Raw genomic sequence first — 21,895 nt, 5'->3', positions numbered from 1 at the left:
GTGGTGTTGGTCAGTAAAAGAAGGAGTTGCGTGCCTCCTTCCAGATAAGTATTACATACGTTATACCAGAATAACTCGCACATATCGAGCCATTAAAATGACGTACGATAAAGACTGGAAGGTTACGCATAATTACTGAGGGATGTTATTTTCCATCATCCCACTTGTTAAGGAAATCAGCTAATACATCACCATGGCAGGATTGCGGCTTACAAAAGCAACCTAGTCGCTTGCCTGCTAACTCGTAGACTTTACTCTTGTCGATGTTCAGAAACTTGTCATAGTCGAAGTCATACTTATACATTCTAATAACAGCCTCACGCGGGTCTTCATCGCTATCTTCCATTCCCTCAAACATCGAATGCGGGTTTCCCCAGTATGACCCCCTTCCAATGTACTCATAATTAGGCGTACTTTTTTGATCAGCAAACTCAGTCTCTTTTTTAACATTGATCACACGAGTAATAGCGATGTTAATGAGTCGGTACGGAATCCCTTGAGCTGTAATCCACTCGACCTCTTGCTCAAACACCTCACCGTCATCAAAAACAACCGCATGGGTGAAACTCAAGGTCTCTAATTGCGCATCATCGATTACAAGTGATAAGTTAGTCTTTGCTGCATATTGAGCTAACAGTGCGTTGTGATCTATGGTTGTAAACAACCCAACATTGTCCATATTTGAAGTAATTCTATCCAACTTGCGCTTTAGTTTTGAAAAACAGTTAAACTCTCTTGGGTATAAAACTAGTAGATTATTCATCATTTTAGGTGCTTAATCGCTATATTAGATTGATAGTGGCTCGCAATGTATTCAGCCACTAAGCGTCGGTGACACTTTTCAGCATTGTGTTCACTACATAGAAAGCAAGCGCCTTCAAGTACTTCTTCATCAAGCAGGGTTTCTGCTGCTCTGTGCTGTAACAAAGCATTAAACTTCACCTCATACTCAGCCCAGGACAATGTTTTAGCTTTGTAACCTTTTAGGATGTCTTCTGATGGGGAGAGTATTGGCATATGCAAATAGTGGATCTCACAAAGCTCTCTCAGGAAGTAAGCTAAATCGTCTTTTTTAGCAAAGCCTGCTAACTGTGACACATTGTTTAAACGAACATCAATCAGAGTTTTGACTGCATTCTTTTTCAGCAATGTGAAAAACCTTTCTGCGCTTTTTTTGGTAAAGCCGATTGTATAAATTTTCATTCAACACCCTTAATAAATCGCAGCTACAAGTTTATAGCAATCACCATAGTACTCTTCACCAAGGCTAATACATAAAATACCCATTAGTTCATTTTTCCGACTAATTAGATTATCGAAGTTTGGGTCTGTTACAGCCAAAACGTATTGAACACCGTTGTAAGAGAAAGATGCTCTTCGGGTGCCATAACCATCAACGTATAGCATCAAGTTCTCAACCTTAACTAACTGTAATGACTGTTCGATAGTGGCTTGCCCCCGTATGATTGATTGATAGTCAATTCGATCACCACAACCCCAAAGCGAGATTGGTGTGTCTAGAAACTGATTCAGTTCATCAGGGCTAATGTTATATTGCTGTACCCACTGCGCACCATTAATCAGGTGATTTTCTGGCTGATTTTTAAGAGGCACAGCTTGTTCAAAACACATATTTACCTTTTGCAAAGGTTTAACCTTATAAGCGCCATAGGGATTCATCGCACTCGCCTGCAGGCTCGTAAGTTCGGCACCGTCTGCATTCGAAACAGGACGAACCCACTCTTTGGTATCTAAACGTTTTCCGGCTACGCAACATTGTCCGTGTTTCACCGAGTTGGCCAAAACAACTAACGTGCATGGTGTTGTGTTGTGATTCATAACTATTCCATCTCATTCAGTTTTGATATAAGAGGTATGTTAATTAAGATTAATATGAATCGGAGTTTATAAGCTTGCAATCTTAAAGGTTATACTCATCATGACCTAAGAAAGCAATTGTAGTTAATAGGCTTTCAACCTTTGTTGGCTGCAGTATTCAAAAGCTCATATAGTTACTTGGTGATTGACTTGGGAATTACTAATGCTAAATTGTTTACATTTCATATGAAAATGCCCCTCGTTTATGGGTCCACGAGAGGCATCTAATTTACTAGTGAGAGGAAGAATTACTTAGTTTACTTCTAACTTGTTCAAACTCAGTCTCCTAGCTTAACGGCGATAAAGGTTTCCTTCCCTGAATCTCTCAACCCAAAGTTCCAATCATCAATAGAGGATGCTTCATATCCAACATTTTTAAAATCGAACTTTTGTGGGTAATCTCTGCTGCGACTCCAATAACCCATACCATGATCAAATAGAAGCTTAATCTCTCTACCATCTTTCAAATCAATTCGCATAATGCGGCTGTGTGATAATTCTGACTTATCAACGATATCTCCATAAACTTCAGCACCAAGAGTTCTTGACGAATCATAGATAAAATCCAAGACATCATTTGCTTCCAAGAAGTTATCACCAATAGATGAAGACAGCCTTTGACCGGTCACATATTTCCTTGGAGCAACAGTATTGATTTCTGATGAAAAGCGGCCATAGCGCTTATTGAATGCAGCCAATACATGGTTAATTAACACAACACTAATTGGGCTCACCACATATTGGTCACTATAGTGAATTGATTCGATATTGTTGTTAAGCATTTCATTTAAAGATGGGATTTGGCCTGCCAACAGCTCAACAAAACTAACTCCGAATGAAGCAATGCTGCCTTTCAATGACGTAACATCACTTAATATAAAGGAGTTTTCATTTAGATTAGAGGCCTGAGCAAGGGCCTCAAGGTTAAATTTCGTCGAGCTAATCTCTAGCTCTTTCACAGCAGTTACTAAACACAGGTCTTCACCACTTCCCCAATGTTCATTTGCGCCCAGTTGACTCAGTTCATCGGTCGCGTACCAGTGTAATTCTGAATCTACTTTTAACGACATAACTGGCTGGCCGCCCGAAGCTAATTCAATAGGTTTATCCAACTCTTGGAAATTAATAATACCTACAGGCATAGATCGGGCTATCTCCCAAGCAAGGTCAGAATCTAGTGAATCAGCTAACTCTTTAGAAAAATAAACGTTGACTGGAATCCCTTTTGTTGCAAGCGTGGTAATTTTTTCTCGAATATTCCACTCACCGAAATGCCACTCAGATGAACTTAAAAATACATTTATCTGACTACAAGAATGCCCAACTCTGGACAAAACCTGATTAGCACTGCTGAGTTCCACCCTCGAAGAATCTCCAAAGAAACACCTTTTTGTTGAAAGGGCTAACCCTTCAAGAATCCTGTTTTCTTCAAGCTCTTTAATCAAATAATTACGATTTAGTATTTTTACATTATGTTGAGTATCGTAATCCAATAGACATGCGTGACACGCCGCCTCACAATTATTAGGACATTTCTTTAAATACTCAGTAAGATCCTTTAGAAGCTGTGAAAGAACTTCCGGCATAGAACTCGAGAAGCCAGCTCCCTGAGTCGCAGAGTCAAAGATGTATAAACTCACCACATCTTCAAAAGACTCGGTTCTTTTGCGTCTAGTTACTACGCCAAGTTCTTGAGTAGTGATGCCTTTCTCATCTGAGTACATTTGTCTAAGTGCTACACCAAGCGTATAAAGCAGAGTCTCATCAGATATCCAGTTGCCCGACGTAGGGCTTTTCAACTGCAACTCAAACATAGCCGTGCTTTGCGGATAGCCCATGATGAAAGGCATAGAGATTTCTCTTTCAGATTGGCTGATCTCACTAACTTTGATTCCCCAGCCATCTTTAACACCTTCGCACATCACCTCACCTTTAACCTTAAAGCCTTGGAGTCGTTTATGCGTATTTAATATGTGAGGCTCTTTAGATAGTCTAACGTTTCCTTTCGGAGTCTTTTCGATACTCAAAGGCTCTGCTCTACCGCAACACCAGCACAAGGCATACCCACCACCTTCTCCATCGTTGTAATGAAAAATGGAGCCGTATTCAGATACACGGTAACGTCCAACACCTGTGTTAGAAAGTGGCTGCCACTGTGCGTCGTTCAAAGCAACTTTAGGTTCTCTGTATCCTGCATAGTTTGGCGACACATAGTTGTTGTGCAGTGGCTTGTTAAAATCAACAACGAAGCCCGATGGAACAATAAACTCACTCCAGGTTAGTCTGTCGCTATCACAATCAGTACAACGAATACTTGCTCGTTCAGAACTCACGGACTCAAAGCCTATATTCCCGCAGTGCTCACACTCCCATTGATACTCAATAAGCTGTTCTTGTTTAATATCATTTCCAGAAAACGGCATCTTCCAATTGAGTTGAAGACCCTGCGACTGATAAACAGCACCGTCACGAACGATTTCTGACCCTGGCGCATATTCTCTAAGTGCTACCTCCAAGCCTCGACTTGGGTATGAAGTTCGATGTTGAGATTTACCATCATCTCTTGAGTTATTTTCACTACGGTTGTCAGTAATTAGCTGAACCACGCCAGTAGGAAAGCCATAGCCCGGCAAATAACCAGTATTCGCTAACTCAGCCAATAAATAATCTCGCTCCAAGCGTTTCAATTGTCTTGCTAGTTTTTTAGACGCAGGAGAATTACTGTCACTTGTCGCTTCAATTTGTGTGTTGAGAGACTCGTACCTGCGCATCCACTTGATATGAGAAGATTCAATTGCATCTAACGCACCCTCCACCAGAATACTGTTGAGATGACCAGCAAAGACCGAATCAAATTTAAGGCTATCTATACCAGCAAGTACACTTTCATCATTAAGCGCCGGGCCAGCTAACCAATTTATAAAGGCATTAAATGGGTTAAGGCCACCATCACCCAAGAAGAATGCGCCAACCTGCATCTTCAAAAGATTATTTGAGCGACTTTTCTCGATCTTCAAAAAGCTCGCTAACAAGAACGCATTGATATGACGCTGTACAATGATTCCACTGTCTAGCGAAACCTTAGGAACTCGGATAGGTGTCGCGAATGGCCATTTCGGCTCGTTAAACACACGCTCGCCATGAGGTGTAGCTTTACAGAACGTTAACGCAAGTGCTGTAGACTCCTTGCGTCGACCTGCTCGACCTGCACGCTGTAGATAGTTCGACGTACTCGGTGGAACATTGTTCATTGCCACCATACTAAGGGAGCCAATATCTACACCCATCTCCATCGTGGTAGAGCAACTAAGAACATTTAAGTAGTCTTTCTTGAACGCTTTTTCGAGGCGCTTGAGTTTGTCTGAGCTTTGTTGGGCAGAGTGCTCAGCGGCACGAACTAGGGGTACACCCGCAATGACTCTGTCATTGATATCAGACCAACGTCCATGGTCACGATGAGTGTTCAAAACGTCTTCGTCAGCTAACCAGTTCCTGATATCAGCTGGAGAGCTATTGACTATTTCAGTCTCTGGGTGAGTTATTTCGAATGGCTCATCACATCGAACATCATCCAATGTTGATGACCCTGTAGTGTAAGGAGACAAGCCTCTAAAAGTTGTATCTAGCCAGCGATTAGTAACTGGGCACAACCAAGCTTTTTCAATCGGTGCGAACTCAATTTTCTCATCAAACTTTAGGTTGTAGCCTGACAAAGTAGCTCCATCACTGTAATCCTGACGACTTGCTTTGGTTAAAATGTGGTCTCTGAGAATTCTCCAAATAAAAGACAGTACCGAGTTAAACAGTTCCTTCTCGTCCTTGGCTACTCGCCCAGCTCCTAACTCCAACAGGCGAACTAATCTATGCTGACGACCATTGTTCACAACAGGAAATTTGAAGTAAGCTCTTCTCTCAATTTCATCTTGGTATTCGTAATTCGACTCTTTAAGCAACCTTGGGTTGATTTTAGCTCCCATCCAGTTGATTACACTTCTATCGATATCAACTAAGGTATTTTCTCTGATATAAAAGTCTATGCATATTTTCAAATAACTTTTAAGATCATCAAGGTCAAAGCCCAAACTTCTCCATTCATGAGAGTTCATGTCTTCGTTTGTTAAATTTGAAATTGCAGGATAATGAAGCTGGACTAGCCCCATAGACTCAAGACTGTTGGCATTTTTTGCTCTTCGAGCAAACTCTCGCTTTAAGAAAAGATCAGCCAGATTATCTGCATCACTCAAAAGCTCCGATCTTAAACGATACTCTCCAGGAATACGCTCATCATATTTCTCAAGAGCTTTCCCCTCCAACAGGTCTAGTTCTGCACCAGAAAGTAGCTGTATTTCAGGCAATGTGCTGAGGCGCTCTTTTAGAAAACACCAGTTTACTTTCTTCGTTGGGAGCTTTTTCAAGCCTTCGTCGATTTGTTTTTCTAGTGCTATCGTATTCGGGTCATTTGGCAAGGCACTTTTGAGAAACTTAAGTGCAGCTTTTTTCTCTTTTAGCTCTTCTGTAAGCTCCAATTCTCCTGCCTCAAGAACCGCAGTCTTATAAACCTGGCTTCTCGTCCAGTTACGCTCAGAATCCAACTGCATTTTTGCGGAGAAACGGGCCGTGCCCTGACGACTATCGGTAAAGGTAATTAATCGCTTACCTTTTAGGTCATCACTATTGTCACCTGGGATGTGTCGCAACATAGCCGGTACTAGCGACCCCATCAGGAACGGAGAACCTAACAGAGCTCGTTTGAATTGTGTGTTCGGAACATTCTCAACCCCATGACAATGGGCACAGCGGAGTCCATCATCACGGTCATTTTGGTTGTAGAAGATATCTAGGTGCCCTGATTCAAAGGCTTCTGAAATTCGGTTAGTTTTCGGATCAAGACTAACGTGGGTGCAACCCAGTTGATCATGCGCATTTCCTAAAGCGTCTTCCCTAGCAAATATCTGAACATTAGCTTCGAATTCAGTGTCAAAATTTTCATCCGATGCCTGTTCGTGTTCATCTATCTCATCAACATAATCATCTAGCAGATCAGTATCTCTTGGCTCTAATAACTTAATTCCACCTTGTGCTGTGGTTTTCGCAGCAGCAAGGCTTGGTGTCCCACAATCTTTACAGTGTGTTAGTTCAAAAACAGGCGCTCCGCACTCACCTTCACAGTGTGTACGCTCATTCGTATAAACCATGCCGAACTTCCACCCATCTTGCAGCTCGGTATTAGCTTTGTTGCAACAGCTTGGATCAGAACAAGCCCAAAGACCTCGTTGAGAGCGATGGAAAATATGAGCTCGTACCGGCAGGAATGCTTGCTGGCTATCATCTCCTTGTGGATAAGCGGTTACGGCCAAATCAATGATATCTAGCGCCTTTGTTAGCTCAACCTGAGATATACGTTCAGATTTACTCGGTTCAAGAATACGAGCTATCTCTTCAAGTGTATGCGGCTCTCTAGTTAAGGACTCTCGCATTTCTCGGAGAACGGGAAAACTGCTCATATAGTCATAAAGCTCACCAGAACTCATTTCTCTCGCTTTTTTCAAGCTGAAAGAAGACTCCATCCCTGTCGAGTTGATATGTGGTATAGCACGATGACCATTAACCACTGCAACTTGCTCAGGTAACACCCCCGCAACCTTAGCCAAAAACCTTTGAAGATCTCTGTTTGTTTCGTCTTGCTTGTTTTTATCCCCAATTGTTGCAGACGTTGCCACAAAACGAACATCTTTAGGCTTAACATTGTAGGCATGCATGACCCTACGCAGTAGCAGTGCTATCTCTGCTGCTTGAGAGCCTACATACGTATGAGCTTCATCCAACACAATCCACTTTAACTTTCCTTGTGACTTGGCAAGAATATCTTCATCCTGTTGGCGAATAAGCATGTACTCAAGCATGGTCGCGTTAGTTACGAGTATCGGCGGCGGTGAAGACCAGATGTCTTTTCTGTTGGTCACCAATTCTGAGGCAGTGTTTTTACTAAGACTTGCATTGGAAATAGTTTTAGATGGAGCTTGAGTCGGTGTTTCACCATTATACAGAGCAAACCTCACCTTCCCTTCAAAGCCACGAGTCCAAGCGCTCAAACGCTCTTTCTGTGAATTGATCAGTGCATTAAGCGGGTACAGGAATATCGCCTGTGTTCCCTCAAGAGGCTCTACAGCTCGATTGGATTGCTTTGCTAAGTCGTTCAACAATGGAACTAGAAAACACTCGGTTTTACCCGACCCTGTTCCAGAAGTAACAACTACTGATTTCACTTTATCAGAAGACAAGTGATCCCAGGCTTCCAACTGATGCTTATATGGCGGTCTATCCAGAGGCCAGGTGTAGTCTTCCTGTATGTCTTCAGCCCAACGGTCTTCACTTATTCCTTTAAGACGATATTCCTCTTTCTCTTCAGAAGAGTCAGGGAAAGGCATTGGCGGTTGCGACAGGTTATTAACGAAAGTTTGCTCTAATTTACCTTGAGTGACCAGCCCGTTAAGATCATTTTCACAGCCTTCCGAAGACCAACCAAAAGTAGCCTCAAAAACAGGTTGAGCGAAAAAGTCGTTTCCCTTGCCATATTTGACTTGAAACTCACTTTGCAAAAACTTTCTTAAAGGCGCCGATTTCAACTGAAGTCGGTTAATCACTGCCTGTGACGTAACTGAGGAAAGGTCTTTATAGAGAGACTTAAAATTAATTGCTTTTGTAGACATTATTACAACCTATTGCGCTCGTAATTTAACTGCAGATTTTAGTGCAATCGCCATCGATTCTTGTGTCCATACTCGGTCAAACTGAGATAGACGGTTTAAAGCGAAGTTAACCAACCTCAACTCTTCTTCATTAATATCAGCAGCTGGATAGATTCCTGCATTGTGAAGTGCAACTTTAACCGGTAATTCAAGTGGTATCGCCAGTCGTGTTGCTTTCGACTTATCTACAGAGTAATGCTGAGTAAATCCTTTAAGTTCAGCATCCAAAAGGTCTCTCGATAACCTTGTATCAAGAAGATCTTTTAATCGAATGTCATTATGCTTGTTTTGAATTTGAGTCAGAAGTCTGCCTTCTTGACGACTAAAATATTCAGATTTTTGCTTATGAAAATCAGCGATATAAGACGGCTGTTCTTCTGATGCATAAATTGGTAAATCCATCCAACTTGACTTTATGTCGTACAGAGCAAAAAGTGCTGCGTCAACAACAGCTGCAAAGTACTCGCCTTTATCTGACAAGTTTTGAAGACGACTTTTCAACATAGTTTTTTGAATTTGTTCAAACTGATCAACGGGTAGTTGATCCTTCATCATCACAAGGGATTCCATGGTGCTCTTAGTCGTCAACCTGATAGCATCGATCCATTGATTTAGAGGGACGCTCAACCATTCGAATGGCATATCGAGTGATATTGACCAAACCGATTCAAACTCTTCAAGATTTTCTTGTTTTAATAACAATGAAGCAAACACATTTGGATTCGCAGCAAGACGCTTGAAAATGTGGAACGTCGTTGGGTTTGCAATTGAAAGTTGTTCAACGAATGACTGCACGGTGTGCCAATCATCGTGTTGAAGGTCAAACATCAACTCTTTCAAAGCAGCATCCATTTCTGAATAATCAAAGCTCCTAGTCTCAGGATTGAAGAGTAGATCTCTGATAGACAACTGTAAGCGAGAATAATTGTATTCTTTAATTCCAGTTTCATTCTGAGCGACTAGTACAGCCCTTGGTTGAATCTTTCGATCATTCTGTGCGTATACGAACCATGGTCCAGGTTCATTTATCTCTGGCATTGCAAAAAGCAACTCTCCTCGCTCTCCTAAGGACTTAACCAGTGGCGTATGCTCACGTGATAGATCCCATATAGGTGCAGTATAGAGCTGTATTGATTCTGGGTTACGATGGTCATGAGCACCATAAATGCGGAGCATAGAACGATCACCTTTCAAAGAGGCTACAGGATACTTGAACTGTTCGATTGCAGGTACTCGTGATTCCAGAAGCTCTCTTCCAGAGTAGAATCTAAATGAAACGCGATCGCGAGTATCATCAGACTGTGTAAATAGTGCCTGTGCCAAACGTGCTAATTCGCCACATCCTACCGTAACTTTTGATTCAGGAACTTGAATGATATCTGTAATACTTGCTTTAATAGTTTTATGTTGCATTAATGCAGCAGACACGCTGATCGAGCTGGACTCTTCAACTAGTTTTACCTTTAAACTACTTGCGTAAAGGTCATCCAACGTGATCTTGTTTCCCCTAGCATTAAGTGTATTGCCTTTACTACCGAGTAAGCATACGCCAGATTGCAGCGAATCAAATTCAAACGTCAGGGTATTCTTGGTGGAGTTGTTCCACCCTAACACTGGGTGAAAAGTGTCAGGCATACTCGCGGGGATCTGCACTTCAGCGAGGAACATATCCTCTATAACTTCAACATCTCTTAGCCAGTTCTTTTCGTTATCTACGAAGCCAAAATCGGTATTTTTGAATCCCACTGCTTTTAGCTCAATTTCACCTTTGCCGTAATGAATCACATTAAAATCAGATGAAGCAGGCAAAATCGCGCATTTCATTTGCCACATTACTTGACCGGAGTTAAACCAAATAACCGAACCAAGACCATAAGTGAATGCATCTGAGTTAAGTGGCACCAGCGAATCAGAGTCAACACTTTTCCAGAACAACTCGGCGCTCGGAATAAGTTGAGACTTATTCACGCCGAATCTCATCATTCCCGTAGGTTTACCCTCGAATACGTGCTGATGTGAAATAGCCTCGCGATTCCGCTTGCCATCTAACCAACATGTGACATCTTGAGCTTCATCTGCACCTGTCAACACTTCAATGAAGTCGTAATCTAATTCGACTTTTACCTTACCCACAACGCGATAAACATCTCGGTCTAAACTCGCAATGCGTCCAACCTTTTCAACCTTTGATTGAGAGGTAGCAGGTTCAACTAAACCAGCATGAACAATTATTGCAGAGGCTTGTTTTACATGAACATTACCTTGGCCAAGATACTGAGACTTTTCACCTTCAGCAGAAAAAATCCAAGGTAGAGCCTTATTTAGCTCTTCACCTCGGTAATACGTATCGCTATTAAATTTTCGACCATCACTCCATAGCTCATAGCCAATGTTACTTGCAGCATCAGCATTATAAAAATGAGCAAACTTGGTTATGACTTGCCACCTTTGGTTAGCGTACCCTTTCAGGTTAAAAGATGCCGTTCTTACTCGCTCCCCAGTATTTGTTTGTGTATACAAATCAAAGAACTTAGGTAGATTTTCTAAAGAAAGCACGCGAGACAAATCTTGAGGGTGGATTGTGTGGTTAACGTACGTCTCAGCAACCAAGTCCCAATGACCCATATCTTCTCTAAGGTAACGCTTAATTCTAACTGGGTTCTGTTCACGGCGAATAATTGCTGATGTCTTACGAACCAATCGACTGATTAACTCATATGCCTCTTCGTCACAAAGCAAAAATGGAAGTTCATCTCGCCATTGGGGGTATCGTACATTAAGTGCGATCACAGGATCAGACTCACCGTGAAGATGATAGCGATCTCGATACTCCATTAGCTTGGTAACCAACACCGTGGCTAATCTAGCAAAAGCAACCTGCTTAAGCGTTTCTGGCAACAGTTCAAGTTGCTGCTTCGCAATATCGTTAATTTCAGAAGTGTGATGAAACAAAGCATACTGGGAAATAACCTTGTCCAAATACTCTGGCACCGGTCCAGAACTCAAACCAACAAGGCCAGATCTAGGGAACCCGCCTTGACAGTATAAGGTTGCAAAATATTGATTTGCAGAAGAAGTGGAGTAGAGATCGATCCCCCAGTATTTTAACCCTGCTTTTACGGAGTCATAGATATAGGTGTTGAGTCGATTATTGTGTGATATATCGATACTGCGAAGAACAACAGGCCATCGCTCCTTCCCTCCCGTAAAGTTTCTTTGAATCCATGTAGCCAAATAAAGCGTGAATATTTGGTCAAACTTCTTACCATAACCAGCGCAAGAGTGTTGATTAAACACAACAGAAGGATCTTTAGCGCTGAAAAGTGCTCTCAACAACTGCTTCATTTGCTGAAGTTCTTCGTCCGTAACCTTTAAAGCCCACAAAGGCATCCCTTTGTTAGGCTTGACTCTTCTCGATTCAAATTCAGTAAACCACTGTTGCATCTTCAGTACTGGATTCTGGACACTATCTAAAATCATATCAATCACTTAATACTAGTTAATCTGTTTGTTAGCTACCGCGTGCGGAGATGACAAGCACACTCTACGATCTCGCGTGTAGTCATCAACCCAGTAAGGTGCCAATGACTTCGAAACATCGTTAACAAAAGTCGGAGCTACCCCCGTTGCTCAAAGCAGCTCCAATTCAGCTTATCAAACCACTGATAGCTAGATTTATCATATTGCGCCATCTAGTACGCTGTTGATAAATGGCAATGCAGCTTCTTTTAGAGACTATTGCACGTCGAAATATGTTAATGATATTCATAAGCTTGTAATCTCAAGGCCTCTGGCCATTCAATTCGCGAATCGCCAGTTAATGAGATAACAAACGGTACAACCCAAAGTCTCAACGAATCACTATAATCAAAACTATATTCTATCGGCTTTTCAAGGCCGCTATGCGAGGGATAGATCAATAAAAGGTCGCCCGTACCATATAAATATTTATGACCATATGCAAACATTTGATAGAGATCGGATTGAGAAAGCCCATAATTATGCTCATCTAGCTCAAGCAGCTTCCATTTGGTATCAAGAACCAACTTTGATTCGTCTGGTAAATTGATCAACAAATCAGGCTTGAGTTGAAATTGATTGCGAGCGTTATGAGTAACCAAGTACTTTAATGACGCCTGAGTGGTAAGCTCAACGTCATCTGGGAGCTGTTTCCTGAGTACAGACGCTACGTAACTTTCAAATACTGCTTCCATTGGGAACAATAAAGAAAGAGCACTGTTATTACCTTTCATACTCAGCGGAGAGAACCCATTGAGTATTAATTTTGCCCACGCAATCGGCGAATGATAATCCGTCATTCCTCTATCTAACTTAAGAGCACTAACGTCCTGTTTCACAGACTTACTCGTTGGGACATCTGCAAAAGCAAACTGTAGCTCACGCAGTAACTTCTGGTTATTCGCTAACCTTGTGTAATTACCTAACTTCAACAGAGCTGTTTTAATGAGTCGATTGGCTGGGCGGTTAATCAAGTACTCATCATATTCAACATAAAACTTGTGTTTATTGACGGTGTTGTGCCTGATTTGTTGGGAAACTTTCACCTTGCCTTTTTGGAAGTGAAGGTTATCTTCTCGTGTGACATAGTCACTTTTTAGCCCTCGTTTCACCAACGTATTTACCGATTGAAGAAACTGGGCAATAAACACCTCAAGAAGTGGCATTTTTTTGCTAGCCACACTCGCCTGGTTCGATGCCACATAGCGAAACGACCCTAAATGCTGCAGCATCATCAGCAACGTTTCGCGTGATTCTATTATCGCCTGTTCTTTGTTTTCCGTTTTTCGTCCTATTTTTGGCAACACTTCAATATGTTCACCTGTCGGTGTAAACAACACACCGACGTAGTTTTTCACCTGAAGTAACTCATGGCCAAAACGCTTGGTTAAACCTAAACACTTGCTGGTATCAGATTCTTCAGCGCTTAGACTCACATCCTTTAAGTACTCGAATGCACGTTTAGAAATAGTGTTTGCACCCAATTCATCACTCGCAGCTTTGTCACACGCTAAATAGCCATATTCAAATACAGTTGTGTGCATTACACAGGCTCATTGTTTGCTTCGGTCTGCGACTCTGGTGACCTAGTTGGTGCTTCTTGCTTTGATTTGTAAATACCAATATAAGCATTTGCGTTGTTCCAAACGGTATCATCGTTGGCGGCGAGTGTGTATTTCACCACTTCCTGACCATATTGATCTAAGTTATGGTTACTGCCAAACAAACCATCGAGATCTTGCTTGGTCTGCTTGTGCTGCTGAACAAATTGCAAGTTGATATCGCTCTTCTGATTATCTGCCAAAACTAGACGGATCTTGCTCCAATCTTCAAAGAAGTACTCTTCCAGAAGAGGAATGATCTTGTTTTTGAAAACAGAAACTAGAGCATTAAACGCTTTACCCTGCTCACCTGCGTCTACCAAAGCTTTAACTGGCATAAAAAAAGCATGACCGAGGGTATGTTCACGGTCATAAAGGATCTCAATACGCTCATTTAGCCTAGTTAAAAGCTCTGATAAGTTGATTTCACCATCATCATGTTTTACGACACAATCTTTGAGTAAAGAAGGCTTAGGCATCATTTCCACAAAGTCGAAACGGCGGCGCAGTGCCGTATCCATCATTGCTAACGAACGGTCAGCCGTATTCATTGTTCCAATGATATGAAGGTTATTGGGAACCGAAAATTTTTCACCTGAATGTGGAAGTACCACTTCTATAGTTTCTGCTTGGCCCTCACCAGACCGTTTAGAGTCTTCAATTAACGTAATGAGCTCACCGAAAATCTTCGAAACATTACCTCGATTGATTTCATCAATCACAAGCACAAATTTTTTCAAACTATCTGGTTGAGCCGTTGGTTCTTTTGCCAATTGATAGCTGGAAATTAGATGGTTGAGTATCGCCTTTACATACGACGGATTATAAAACTCTTTCGCGTCCACTCCACTATATAGCTTACGTATACTGTCGATAGAAACTGGGTAACCGTTACCTAAATCTTCGTGAGTAGTTTCATGTGGGAACGCTCTAAATGTTGTATTCCCGTGATACTGAACATCAAACCGTTTCCCGCGCTGAGTACTTAGTGACAGCGACGTGCCTTCTTCAAGGTCAGCTTTAAGGTTTTCAATTGCGATTTCAAGAGGGTCGTTGCTTTGTTCAATACCTCGGCTCGCTTGCTCACAAATATCCTTAAAAATACCGGATTTTACTTCGTATGAAATCTGCCCATCGACTGATTTAGCGCTTAACCCTTCGACAAATTCTTCGTAACCATAGCTTTGGTGAAAGGTTACGAATCTAATGCGTTTAGAATCTGACAGTTCTTTAAACTTTGCTTGAAGCAGAGAGCGTTGCTCTTTCGTTGCCCCTTCTGAGGCCTCTATTTCCAAGCTGTAGTAGAAGTTCGGCTCAGCCGCTTTCACCGCAGCTTCTATCGTGTGATAGGTTTTACCAGTACCTGGAGGACCATAAAGAATCTGATTTAGAGGTTTATTAACATAGTTAATCATCGGCAGGCTCACTTCATAGTTGGCTTCATTGTCTCTTACTTGATCGTTTTCTACAGTGTCATCGTTTTTATTTGTGGCTTTCCACTCGTACAAGCTCCACAAAAGAATATTTCGCGCTTGAGCATCGATGTCTTTCGGAATGAATTGATTCGTGCACTCAAGCAATCGTGTGTTGTCGCCTAACCACGTTGGTTGAAGCTCAATATCAATTTGATATTGGTGCTTTAAACAAGAGAAGACCTCTTTGATGTAATCAGGCGCAACTATGCTGGTGTATTGACCCGGAGCTGCAGCGGCAAAGACTCTATGGATAACTCCCCAAAGCACCCTCTTGAAACCACCAATTTGCTTCCAACCAGCAGTAACACTGCGATAGGTATCTTCAGTTGGCTGAGCAAGAATGGTTCTGGTTAACGTTTGCAAATATTCCCAATTAGACTCAAACTCCTTTTTATACATAAAACCTTGACCGACACCTGCAATTCCATTGCTCGCGTCATACCAAAGCTTTTTAACGTCTTCTTTGGAGATTTCTTTACCATTTTGGAGCTGATTCGCTAACTTACATGTTTCAACGTAACCTTTGTACCAACCATTGGGGTTAAATTTGTTTTCTAGGTACCAATTGAAGAACTGCTCAACAGAGTGTTTAAATTCTCCGCTCTCCCACAAATAGGCCAGCGTTTCGCGATAATTTTGCTTGATTTCAATACCGGAAGTTTGTGGGCTCCATTTTTGATCGGGCATTGCTCCTTGAAGCAACATCATTGGCAATAAGCCTTGCTCACAGTTAGAGCGCAAGCCTTCCAACTTAAAATCGATATAATGTTTTTGCTTTGAAGCGTCAGACCAATGTTCAGCCAAATAACTTTCTTTACTTACTGTTCCTTTAGCAACGATACCTCTTGGCTCTACGCCAACTCTAATCAGATAAACGGTATCACCAGTTTTTGGTTGTTGGCTATGGCAAGACCAACGAACATTTTCACCTACTGTATAGTTTAAAGTTCCAGCTTCAGATCCTTCACCACCCGTCGAGAAATGCTTTGGGTTCCACGTTAATAAATAGACTGACATTGATAACACTCATAGAAAGCACGTTCCATCAGCTGATGGTTATGCTATTAATTTTAAGAACCTCAATTCTGTGACGTTAATTCACAAAACCAATCAGTAATAAGCCTATCATTTCATAATAGTCATAACTTTGATCTATCAACAAATTACGCATATATGTGTCTAATTCGCTAGCATAGCTAAGCAGGATGACATTGCTGAAATGCTGCGAGGAGTGCGAAATATGTTCGATTGACAGACTATTGAAGGTAGTTCTAAGCAAGTTGGCTGACGTGATTATTCTTGATTTGGCTTGTTATCTAATCTTTGTTCTCGCTCTTCACTTTTCAATCTCTCGATTTCTTTGTTTGCTTTGTGTCGGATATAGAAAGCAGAGAAAAGATGGTATAACGCTTTTGTTAAATTGCAGACGATAGAGAATACACTAAACACAATTGAGAAAAGACTTTTTACAAGCTCAACTATAGAGTTAAACAGCGTAGATATTGCTTTAAACATTTAAAAACCTCATATTACAGGTACTAAAAAGGGGCTCTCGCCCCTTTTTAGTACAACAAAATAAAGCTTAGAACTTATACACTTTTCGCGGCTCTTTTCTTTGCCGCTTCGGCTTTTTTGGCTGCCTTGGCTAGGGCTTCAGCCTCTTTACGAGCCTCGGCAATGCGCTCTAGCAGTTTGTCAGCTGGCTCATCGTTTGGATCTTGCGCCACCAGCTCACCACGGAAGGCTTTTGCCAAAATGCTCTGAGTGAGGTTGTCTACCCTCGCCTGTGCTTTTTTCACTTGCGCTTCGATGGTGTCTGCAAAAGTAAAGTATTGCTCTACTAGACGAACTATTTCTTTTTGTTCAATTAATGGTGGTGTCAATAAATGAAACTGTTTTAAAGCTGGCATGTAAACCGTTTTTACCGTCGTACCCTGCCCTGTATCAGTTAAATGACGCTTAGCAGCCATAAGTGCATACATAAGATATTTGTTACTGAGTTCTGAACCACAAATCCAGTTTGCAAAATGTTGGGTAGTCGACATCTCCTTGCCCATAATGGTTGTAAAACCAACTGAGATATCTCTTGAAAAGCAGACTGTCCCCGCGGGCAATAACCTTGCACTGGAGTTGTCTATACCCAGCATCGTAGGCTTAAACTTTGTATCTTGGATGACCTTTCCATGTGCAGCTCTGATATCTTGTAAGCATATCCAATACACATCCCCATCATCCCAGTATTCTGCAACTGTTTTTCGAGGCGTATGTCCTGATTCTAACTTGGCTAAGTCGGTTAGCATTTGCCATGCCCAACCACTTGGAGACGCCTTATCTTCATTCCCAACAGTTATTGGTGACTGATGGAAATCTGACGATGGTCCACCACGCCACTCTTCCGTCAACTTCCCCGACACCGCAGAAGCGAGTACCGATTGGCGGAAGCGTTTTAGCAACTCTGGGATGCCATCTAGGCGGGCTTTGATGATGTCGACCTGTGCCAATACCTCATCGAGTTTTTCGACGATGCGTTTTTGTTCGGCTATAGCTGGAAAGAAAATAGGGTATTCTTTTATATCAGTAGCCCTCAAATGGGGCTGCGCAGAGCCTCTGTGATTTTTTTGTGACCATTCAAGAAACGCAGAGGAGCTTAGAATACGAGTTAAATACCAAGGATGGATTGCAATAGACGGTCGTACAATCATCATTGCAGAATTAATTCTTACTGTTTTGAAGTCAACATCATCAGTATAAACCGCACAATTACCAAGAGTCCCTCGGATAGTCAAAACTATATCGTTTCTATTTAACGTGCCATTTCTCAAAGACTCATGTTGTTCTTTTGTAATGAACTTAGTATTTGAGAAATTAAACCGCCCATGCTTAACATTCGGAGTATTGAGAAACAGGCAATATCCATCATCAAGCTGTTGGTCTTGACTCGGATAGTTTTTACCTCGATCACCATTAATCAACTCTGCAACATCATCTATTTTTTTTTCTACCCACCCTTTCGGCAAATTACTCATTACTCTGCCTCCGGCTTTTCTGCAAAGCCAAATGCTTCTTCAAGTAACTGCTTTTGCCCTTCTGCTTCATCATTCGCGCCAAGTGCTTGCATCAGTTGGTAAATTTCAGTCATGGCTTCCGTCAGCTCTGCCATCGCTTCCCCTGCCAACACTTCTGGCTCTGGCAGGTTTTCTGCGCTAGTCGCTTCTAGGTCTTTTAACCAAGAGATATCTAGGCTGTCACCTTTCTGATCACGAATGTAATCACGGCTGAACTTGCGGAAGCGAGCGTTTTCGATGATATGTTCAACACTGTCCTGACCTTCAGCAAAGATGTTGCCTAGCGTTTCGTAAATCCCCTCTTCACGAGGTGATTGACCATTTTTGTCTGCACCGTAAGCATTGATAAAGGCTTCAAAGTGCTTTTCAGTCAGCGGGCGACGCTTACCAAAGGTGTTCATATTGGTACGCATATCAAATACCCACGTCTCTTTAGTACAGCCCTTGTCTTGGTTCTTATTCTCTGGCGTGCCTTTTTGGAAGAAGAGTACGTTGGTCTTCACGCCCTGAGCGTAGAAGATACCTGTCGGCAAACGCAAGATAGTGTGCAGGTTACACTTGTCCATCAGGTCACGGCGAATATCGGTACCTTTACCGCCTTCGAATAGCACGTTATCTGGGATTACCACCGCTGCACGGCCGCCTGGCTCTAGCGCATCATAGATATGCTGCATAAAACAGAGCTGTTTGTTACCGGTTGGGTGAACAAAGGTACGAGTAATATTGGTACTTGCTGCGCTACCAAACGGAGGGTTAGTTAAAATGACATCGGCATTTGGCAGGTTTTCGCCTGCACTACCCAGGGTGTTACCTAAACGAATCGCGCCTTCGTCTTGGTCACCTTCAATATCGTGCAGTAGGCAGTTCATCAGGGCTAAACGGCGCGTTTCTGGTACCAGCTCCAAACCGACAAAGGCTTTGGTCATCTGGAACTCTTGATCGTCATCGTCTAGGTCATCTAAATCGTTAGTTTGTGCTTTGATGTACTTATCTGCTTCAATCAAGAAGCCTGCCGTACCTGCTGCCGGATCTTGAATGATTTCACGTGGCTGTGGCTGAAGCAGTTTAACGATAGTGCTAATTAATGAACGCGGCGTAAAGTACTGACCTGCACCCGATTTAGTTTCGTTGGCGTTCTTTTGCAGTAAGCCTTCGTACATATCACCGAAGTCATCACGGCTTTTGCCTTTATCGCCTTCAAACCACTCTAGGCTGTCCATATTATCCACCAACTCGGTAAGCTGCGCTGGCTGGGTAATGGTGGTGTTGACGTTTTGGAAGATAGCACGAACAATCGCATGATCATCTGCGCCTAACTGAACCAACATATTACGGTAGAACTGGTGCTGCTCTTGACCTAGCTTACCTTTCAGGTTCGCCCAGCGGTAACCCTCTGACAGTAAGTCATCTTCTTGGCCTGTCTCTTCGCACATTTTAAGAAACAGCAATGACGCCAGTTCGTTAACATAGTTTTGGTAAGAGACACCGCCATCACGCAGGTTGTCACACAGTTTCCACAGTTTGGCGACTAGATCATTGTTGTTCATGTTTGTTCTCTAATTAGTTGTGGCTGACGGTTGCTCGAACCAACCGTCAGCTCAATATTCTTTCTGGGGCTATTGTATGGTTTTAAGCGGGTTCATCCCACATAAATTGATTGAATTGAGTGAGTATGCTGTCTAGTTCATCATTGAAGACGTTCATAAGCTTACCAAGTGATTGAACGACGTTAATCGCATCATTCTCATCAACAATATTTAGCAGTCAGGTCACACAGCCAACACGATTAACTACATTCTTCGCTAGAGATCATTCAACACTAGGCATATTCCAGGTTGATGCTGAATGCAAACCTGCCATTGGATGAGCCGCCATTATTTAAGTTAAATTGTGATTTTTTCACATCTAAACTCCATGTCGCTTTACATGCTTTGTTTCTGCAACTTGCAGCAAAGTAATCTCTAGATGTTTGCTTAATACAACTCTCGTGTGCCTGGTGGCTACAAACCGGGCACTGTTTTAAGTACTTAGATATATTGCTCTTTGTAACTATCGCGCCAAACAACTCTTTATTTGCATGCTTTTTAGCAGTTCCTAATTCTTCATCTGATAGCCTATAATCACATTTTCCATGATAAAGAGTCTCTATCGCTGTGGGCAGTTTGACTTTAAAATCGGTCAAATATTCACGAATAATCACTTTGAAAATTTGCTGTTGTAGCTTCCCTGCAAGTATTTCTTTACCATGAAGGTTTATTGGTGATATGACAATAATGCTACCGTTTTCGCTGAGTGTGTTGTTTTCTGGGCAGATCAAAAACTCTTCTGATGACAGCTCATTTTCGGCGATGTCTTCAACCAAAGGCTCAGACAGTACTACTATGCGAGCTATCAAATTTCCTTTTCTAACCAATCGCCATTCGCCTTTTTTTGAATGTTCAAGCGTTAACCCAAAGGTATTGTCATGGCGTAATTTATGGCCTTTTGCCGTTTTAGTTAGAGACCAACCTAAGTTAACAAATACTTGGTTCAATGTTTGCCCAACATACGATTGGTATTGAATAAAATTGTATTGCTTTTGCTCAAGTACCTGCTGAGGGGTCAACTTATCGATATTTGAGTTTTTGAGCCATACTCGCCAAAGTTGAGCGACTCTCCGATAGTTTTTATCGTGTACTAAGATATTGGTTTGCTTCAATTCCATTGGCACCTTGGCCACACGTGGAATTGACTGATATAACTTATCGGATCGTAACTGGGATAGTTTGCGAATACTCGACTTTACGCTTTCTAGGGCTGATTCAGTTTGACCCTGTAATTGCTCCATCGTTTCGTCATTACCTTTATATGCCCTACCCCAGTCCTGCGTTAACTGGGTAATATAACGGTGATCTTTATTGCTGCTATCTAGCGTTCCAAACTGATCGATGAAAGTTACGATTTCTTCAAGACGCAATTGATACATTGTCAGATAATTAAATAAGTTATCAATCAACCTTGCATATACAATATTTTCATAAATAGCGACTTCGTCTTCACTCACCTTAGCCATCAGTTTTTTAGGAACAATGCCAACTATTGTTCTTTGCTGCCAGCATTCTGAATGGGCAACTAAGTGTGCTTGATAGTTGTTTGCGTATCGTTTTACTCGACTGGTCGGTAACAATTCAGTGTCATAACGCATACTCATTCTCGGTGAGCTATTTATTTGAAATAGAACACCGTTATTGAAAGCTTCTTCAATTCCTTTATCAAGTTCATTTGGGGTAATGTTTTTACTGATCTCGGGAGGTAAAAAATGACTAAATTTTTCTAGGTCGATGTCATCGAACTTATCATTTATTTGATGAATAGCATCATAAATAACCCTGAGCTGTTGTTCACTTTTTATAATATCATCATGAGTAAACAGCTCTTCCGAAGGTTGAGCGAAAGCTACTTCGTTGTGGAGCATTATCTCTAGGTTCTGGGGAATAACCGGTTCCAATATAAGAGATTGCTCAAAACTTTCTTTAGACTTTTGATCAATCAGGGCATATCGCCCTGATTGTATGCTAGTGACTTCGTTTGGCTTAACCGTTTTAGAAGTTACTCTGTCTATTAACATT

10 protein-coding genes are annotated in these 21,895 nt (G+C 41.9%); all 10 read right to left on the bottom strand.

The features are described from left to right. Positions 1 to 145: 145 nt before the first annotated feature. Positions 146 to 766, bottom strand: a complete 621-nt coding sequence (locus VCHENC03_RS13235) for a DUF4326 domain-containing protein (RefSeq protein ID WP_198158285.1) — start codon at positions 764 to 766, stop codon at positions 146 to 148. After that, on the bottom strand, positions 763 to 1,203 hold the full coding sequence (locus VCHENC03_RS13240; RefSeq protein WP_032802714.1) for a DUF488 domain-containing protein: 441 nt from the start codon (positions 1,201 to 1,203) through the stop codon (positions 763 to 765). The genes VCHENC03_RS13235 and VCHENC03_RS13240 overlap by 4 nt, the downstream gene beginning before the upstream one ends. Before the next feature lie 9 nt (positions 1,204 to 1,212). Then, the gene (locus VCHENC03_RS13245; RefSeq protein WP_009705987.1) at positions 1,213 to 1,839 is read right to left on the bottom strand and encodes a dual OB domain-containing protein; all 627 of its coding nucleotides are present in this window, start codon (positions 1,837 to 1,839) and stop codon (positions 1,213 to 1,215) included. Positions 1,840 to 2,156: 317 nt separating this feature from the next. After that, a complete protein-coding gene (locus tag VCHENC03_RS13250) occupies positions 2,157 to 8,588 on the bottom strand; it encodes a DEAD/DEAH box helicase (RefSeq protein WP_009705986.1) in 6,432 nt (2,143 codons plus the stop codon). 9 nt (positions 8,589 to 8,597) lie between these two features. Continuing rightward, entirely contained in the window at positions 8,598 to 12,107 is a 3,510-nt protein-coding gene (locus VCHENC03_RS13255; RefSeq protein WP_009705985.1) for an STY4851/ECs_5259 family protein, read from the bottom strand. A gap of 275 nt (positions 12,108 to 12,382) precedes the next feature. Then, on the bottom strand, positions 12,383 to 13,690 hold the full coding sequence (locus VCHENC03_RS13260) for an McrC family protein (protein WP_009705984.1): 1,308 nt from the start codon (positions 13,688 to 13,690) through the stop codon (positions 12,383 to 12,385). Beyond that, entirely contained in the window at positions 13,690 to 16,239 is a 2,550-nt protein-coding gene (locus VCHENC03_RS13265; RefSeq protein WP_009705983.1) for an McrB family protein, read from the bottom strand. Before VCHENC03_RS13265 ends, VCHENC03_RS13260 begins: the two co-directional genes overlap by 1 nt. A 572-nt stretch (positions 16,240 to 16,811) precedes the next feature. Next, the gene (locus VCHENC03_RS27410; RefSeq protein WP_009705981.1) at positions 16,812 to 18,248 is read right to left on the bottom strand and encodes a restriction endonuclease subunit S; all 1,437 of its coding nucleotides are present in this window, start codon (positions 18,246 to 18,248) and stop codon (positions 16,812 to 16,814) included. Beyond that, positions 18,248 to 19,834: an N-6 DNA methylase gene (locus VCHENC03_RS13280; RefSeq protein WP_009705980.1), complete on the bottom strand. Its 1,587-nt coding sequence runs from the start codon at positions 19,832 to 19,834 to the stop codon at positions 18,248 to 18,250. Before VCHENC03_RS13280 ends, VCHENC03_RS27410 begins: the two co-directional genes overlap by 1 nt. Positions 19,835 to 20,106: 272 nt before the next feature. Beyond that, the gene (locus tag VCHENC03_RS13285; protein WP_009705979.1) at positions 20,107 to 21,894 is read right to left on the bottom strand and encodes a hypothetical protein; all 1,788 of its coding nucleotides are present in this window, start codon (positions 21,892 to 21,894) and stop codon (positions 20,107 to 20,109) included. Between the last annotated feature and the right edge of the window lies 1 nt (position 21,895).

It is taken from the genome of Vibrio sp. HENC-03, assembly GCF_000305755.2.
GTDB lineage: Bacteria > Pseudomonadota > Gammaproteobacteria > Enterobacterales > Vibrionaceae > Vibrio > Vibrio owensii.
The sequence above is the reverse complement of the archived record's forward strand: the minus strand, read 5'-3'. Positions and strand labels throughout refer to the sequence as shown.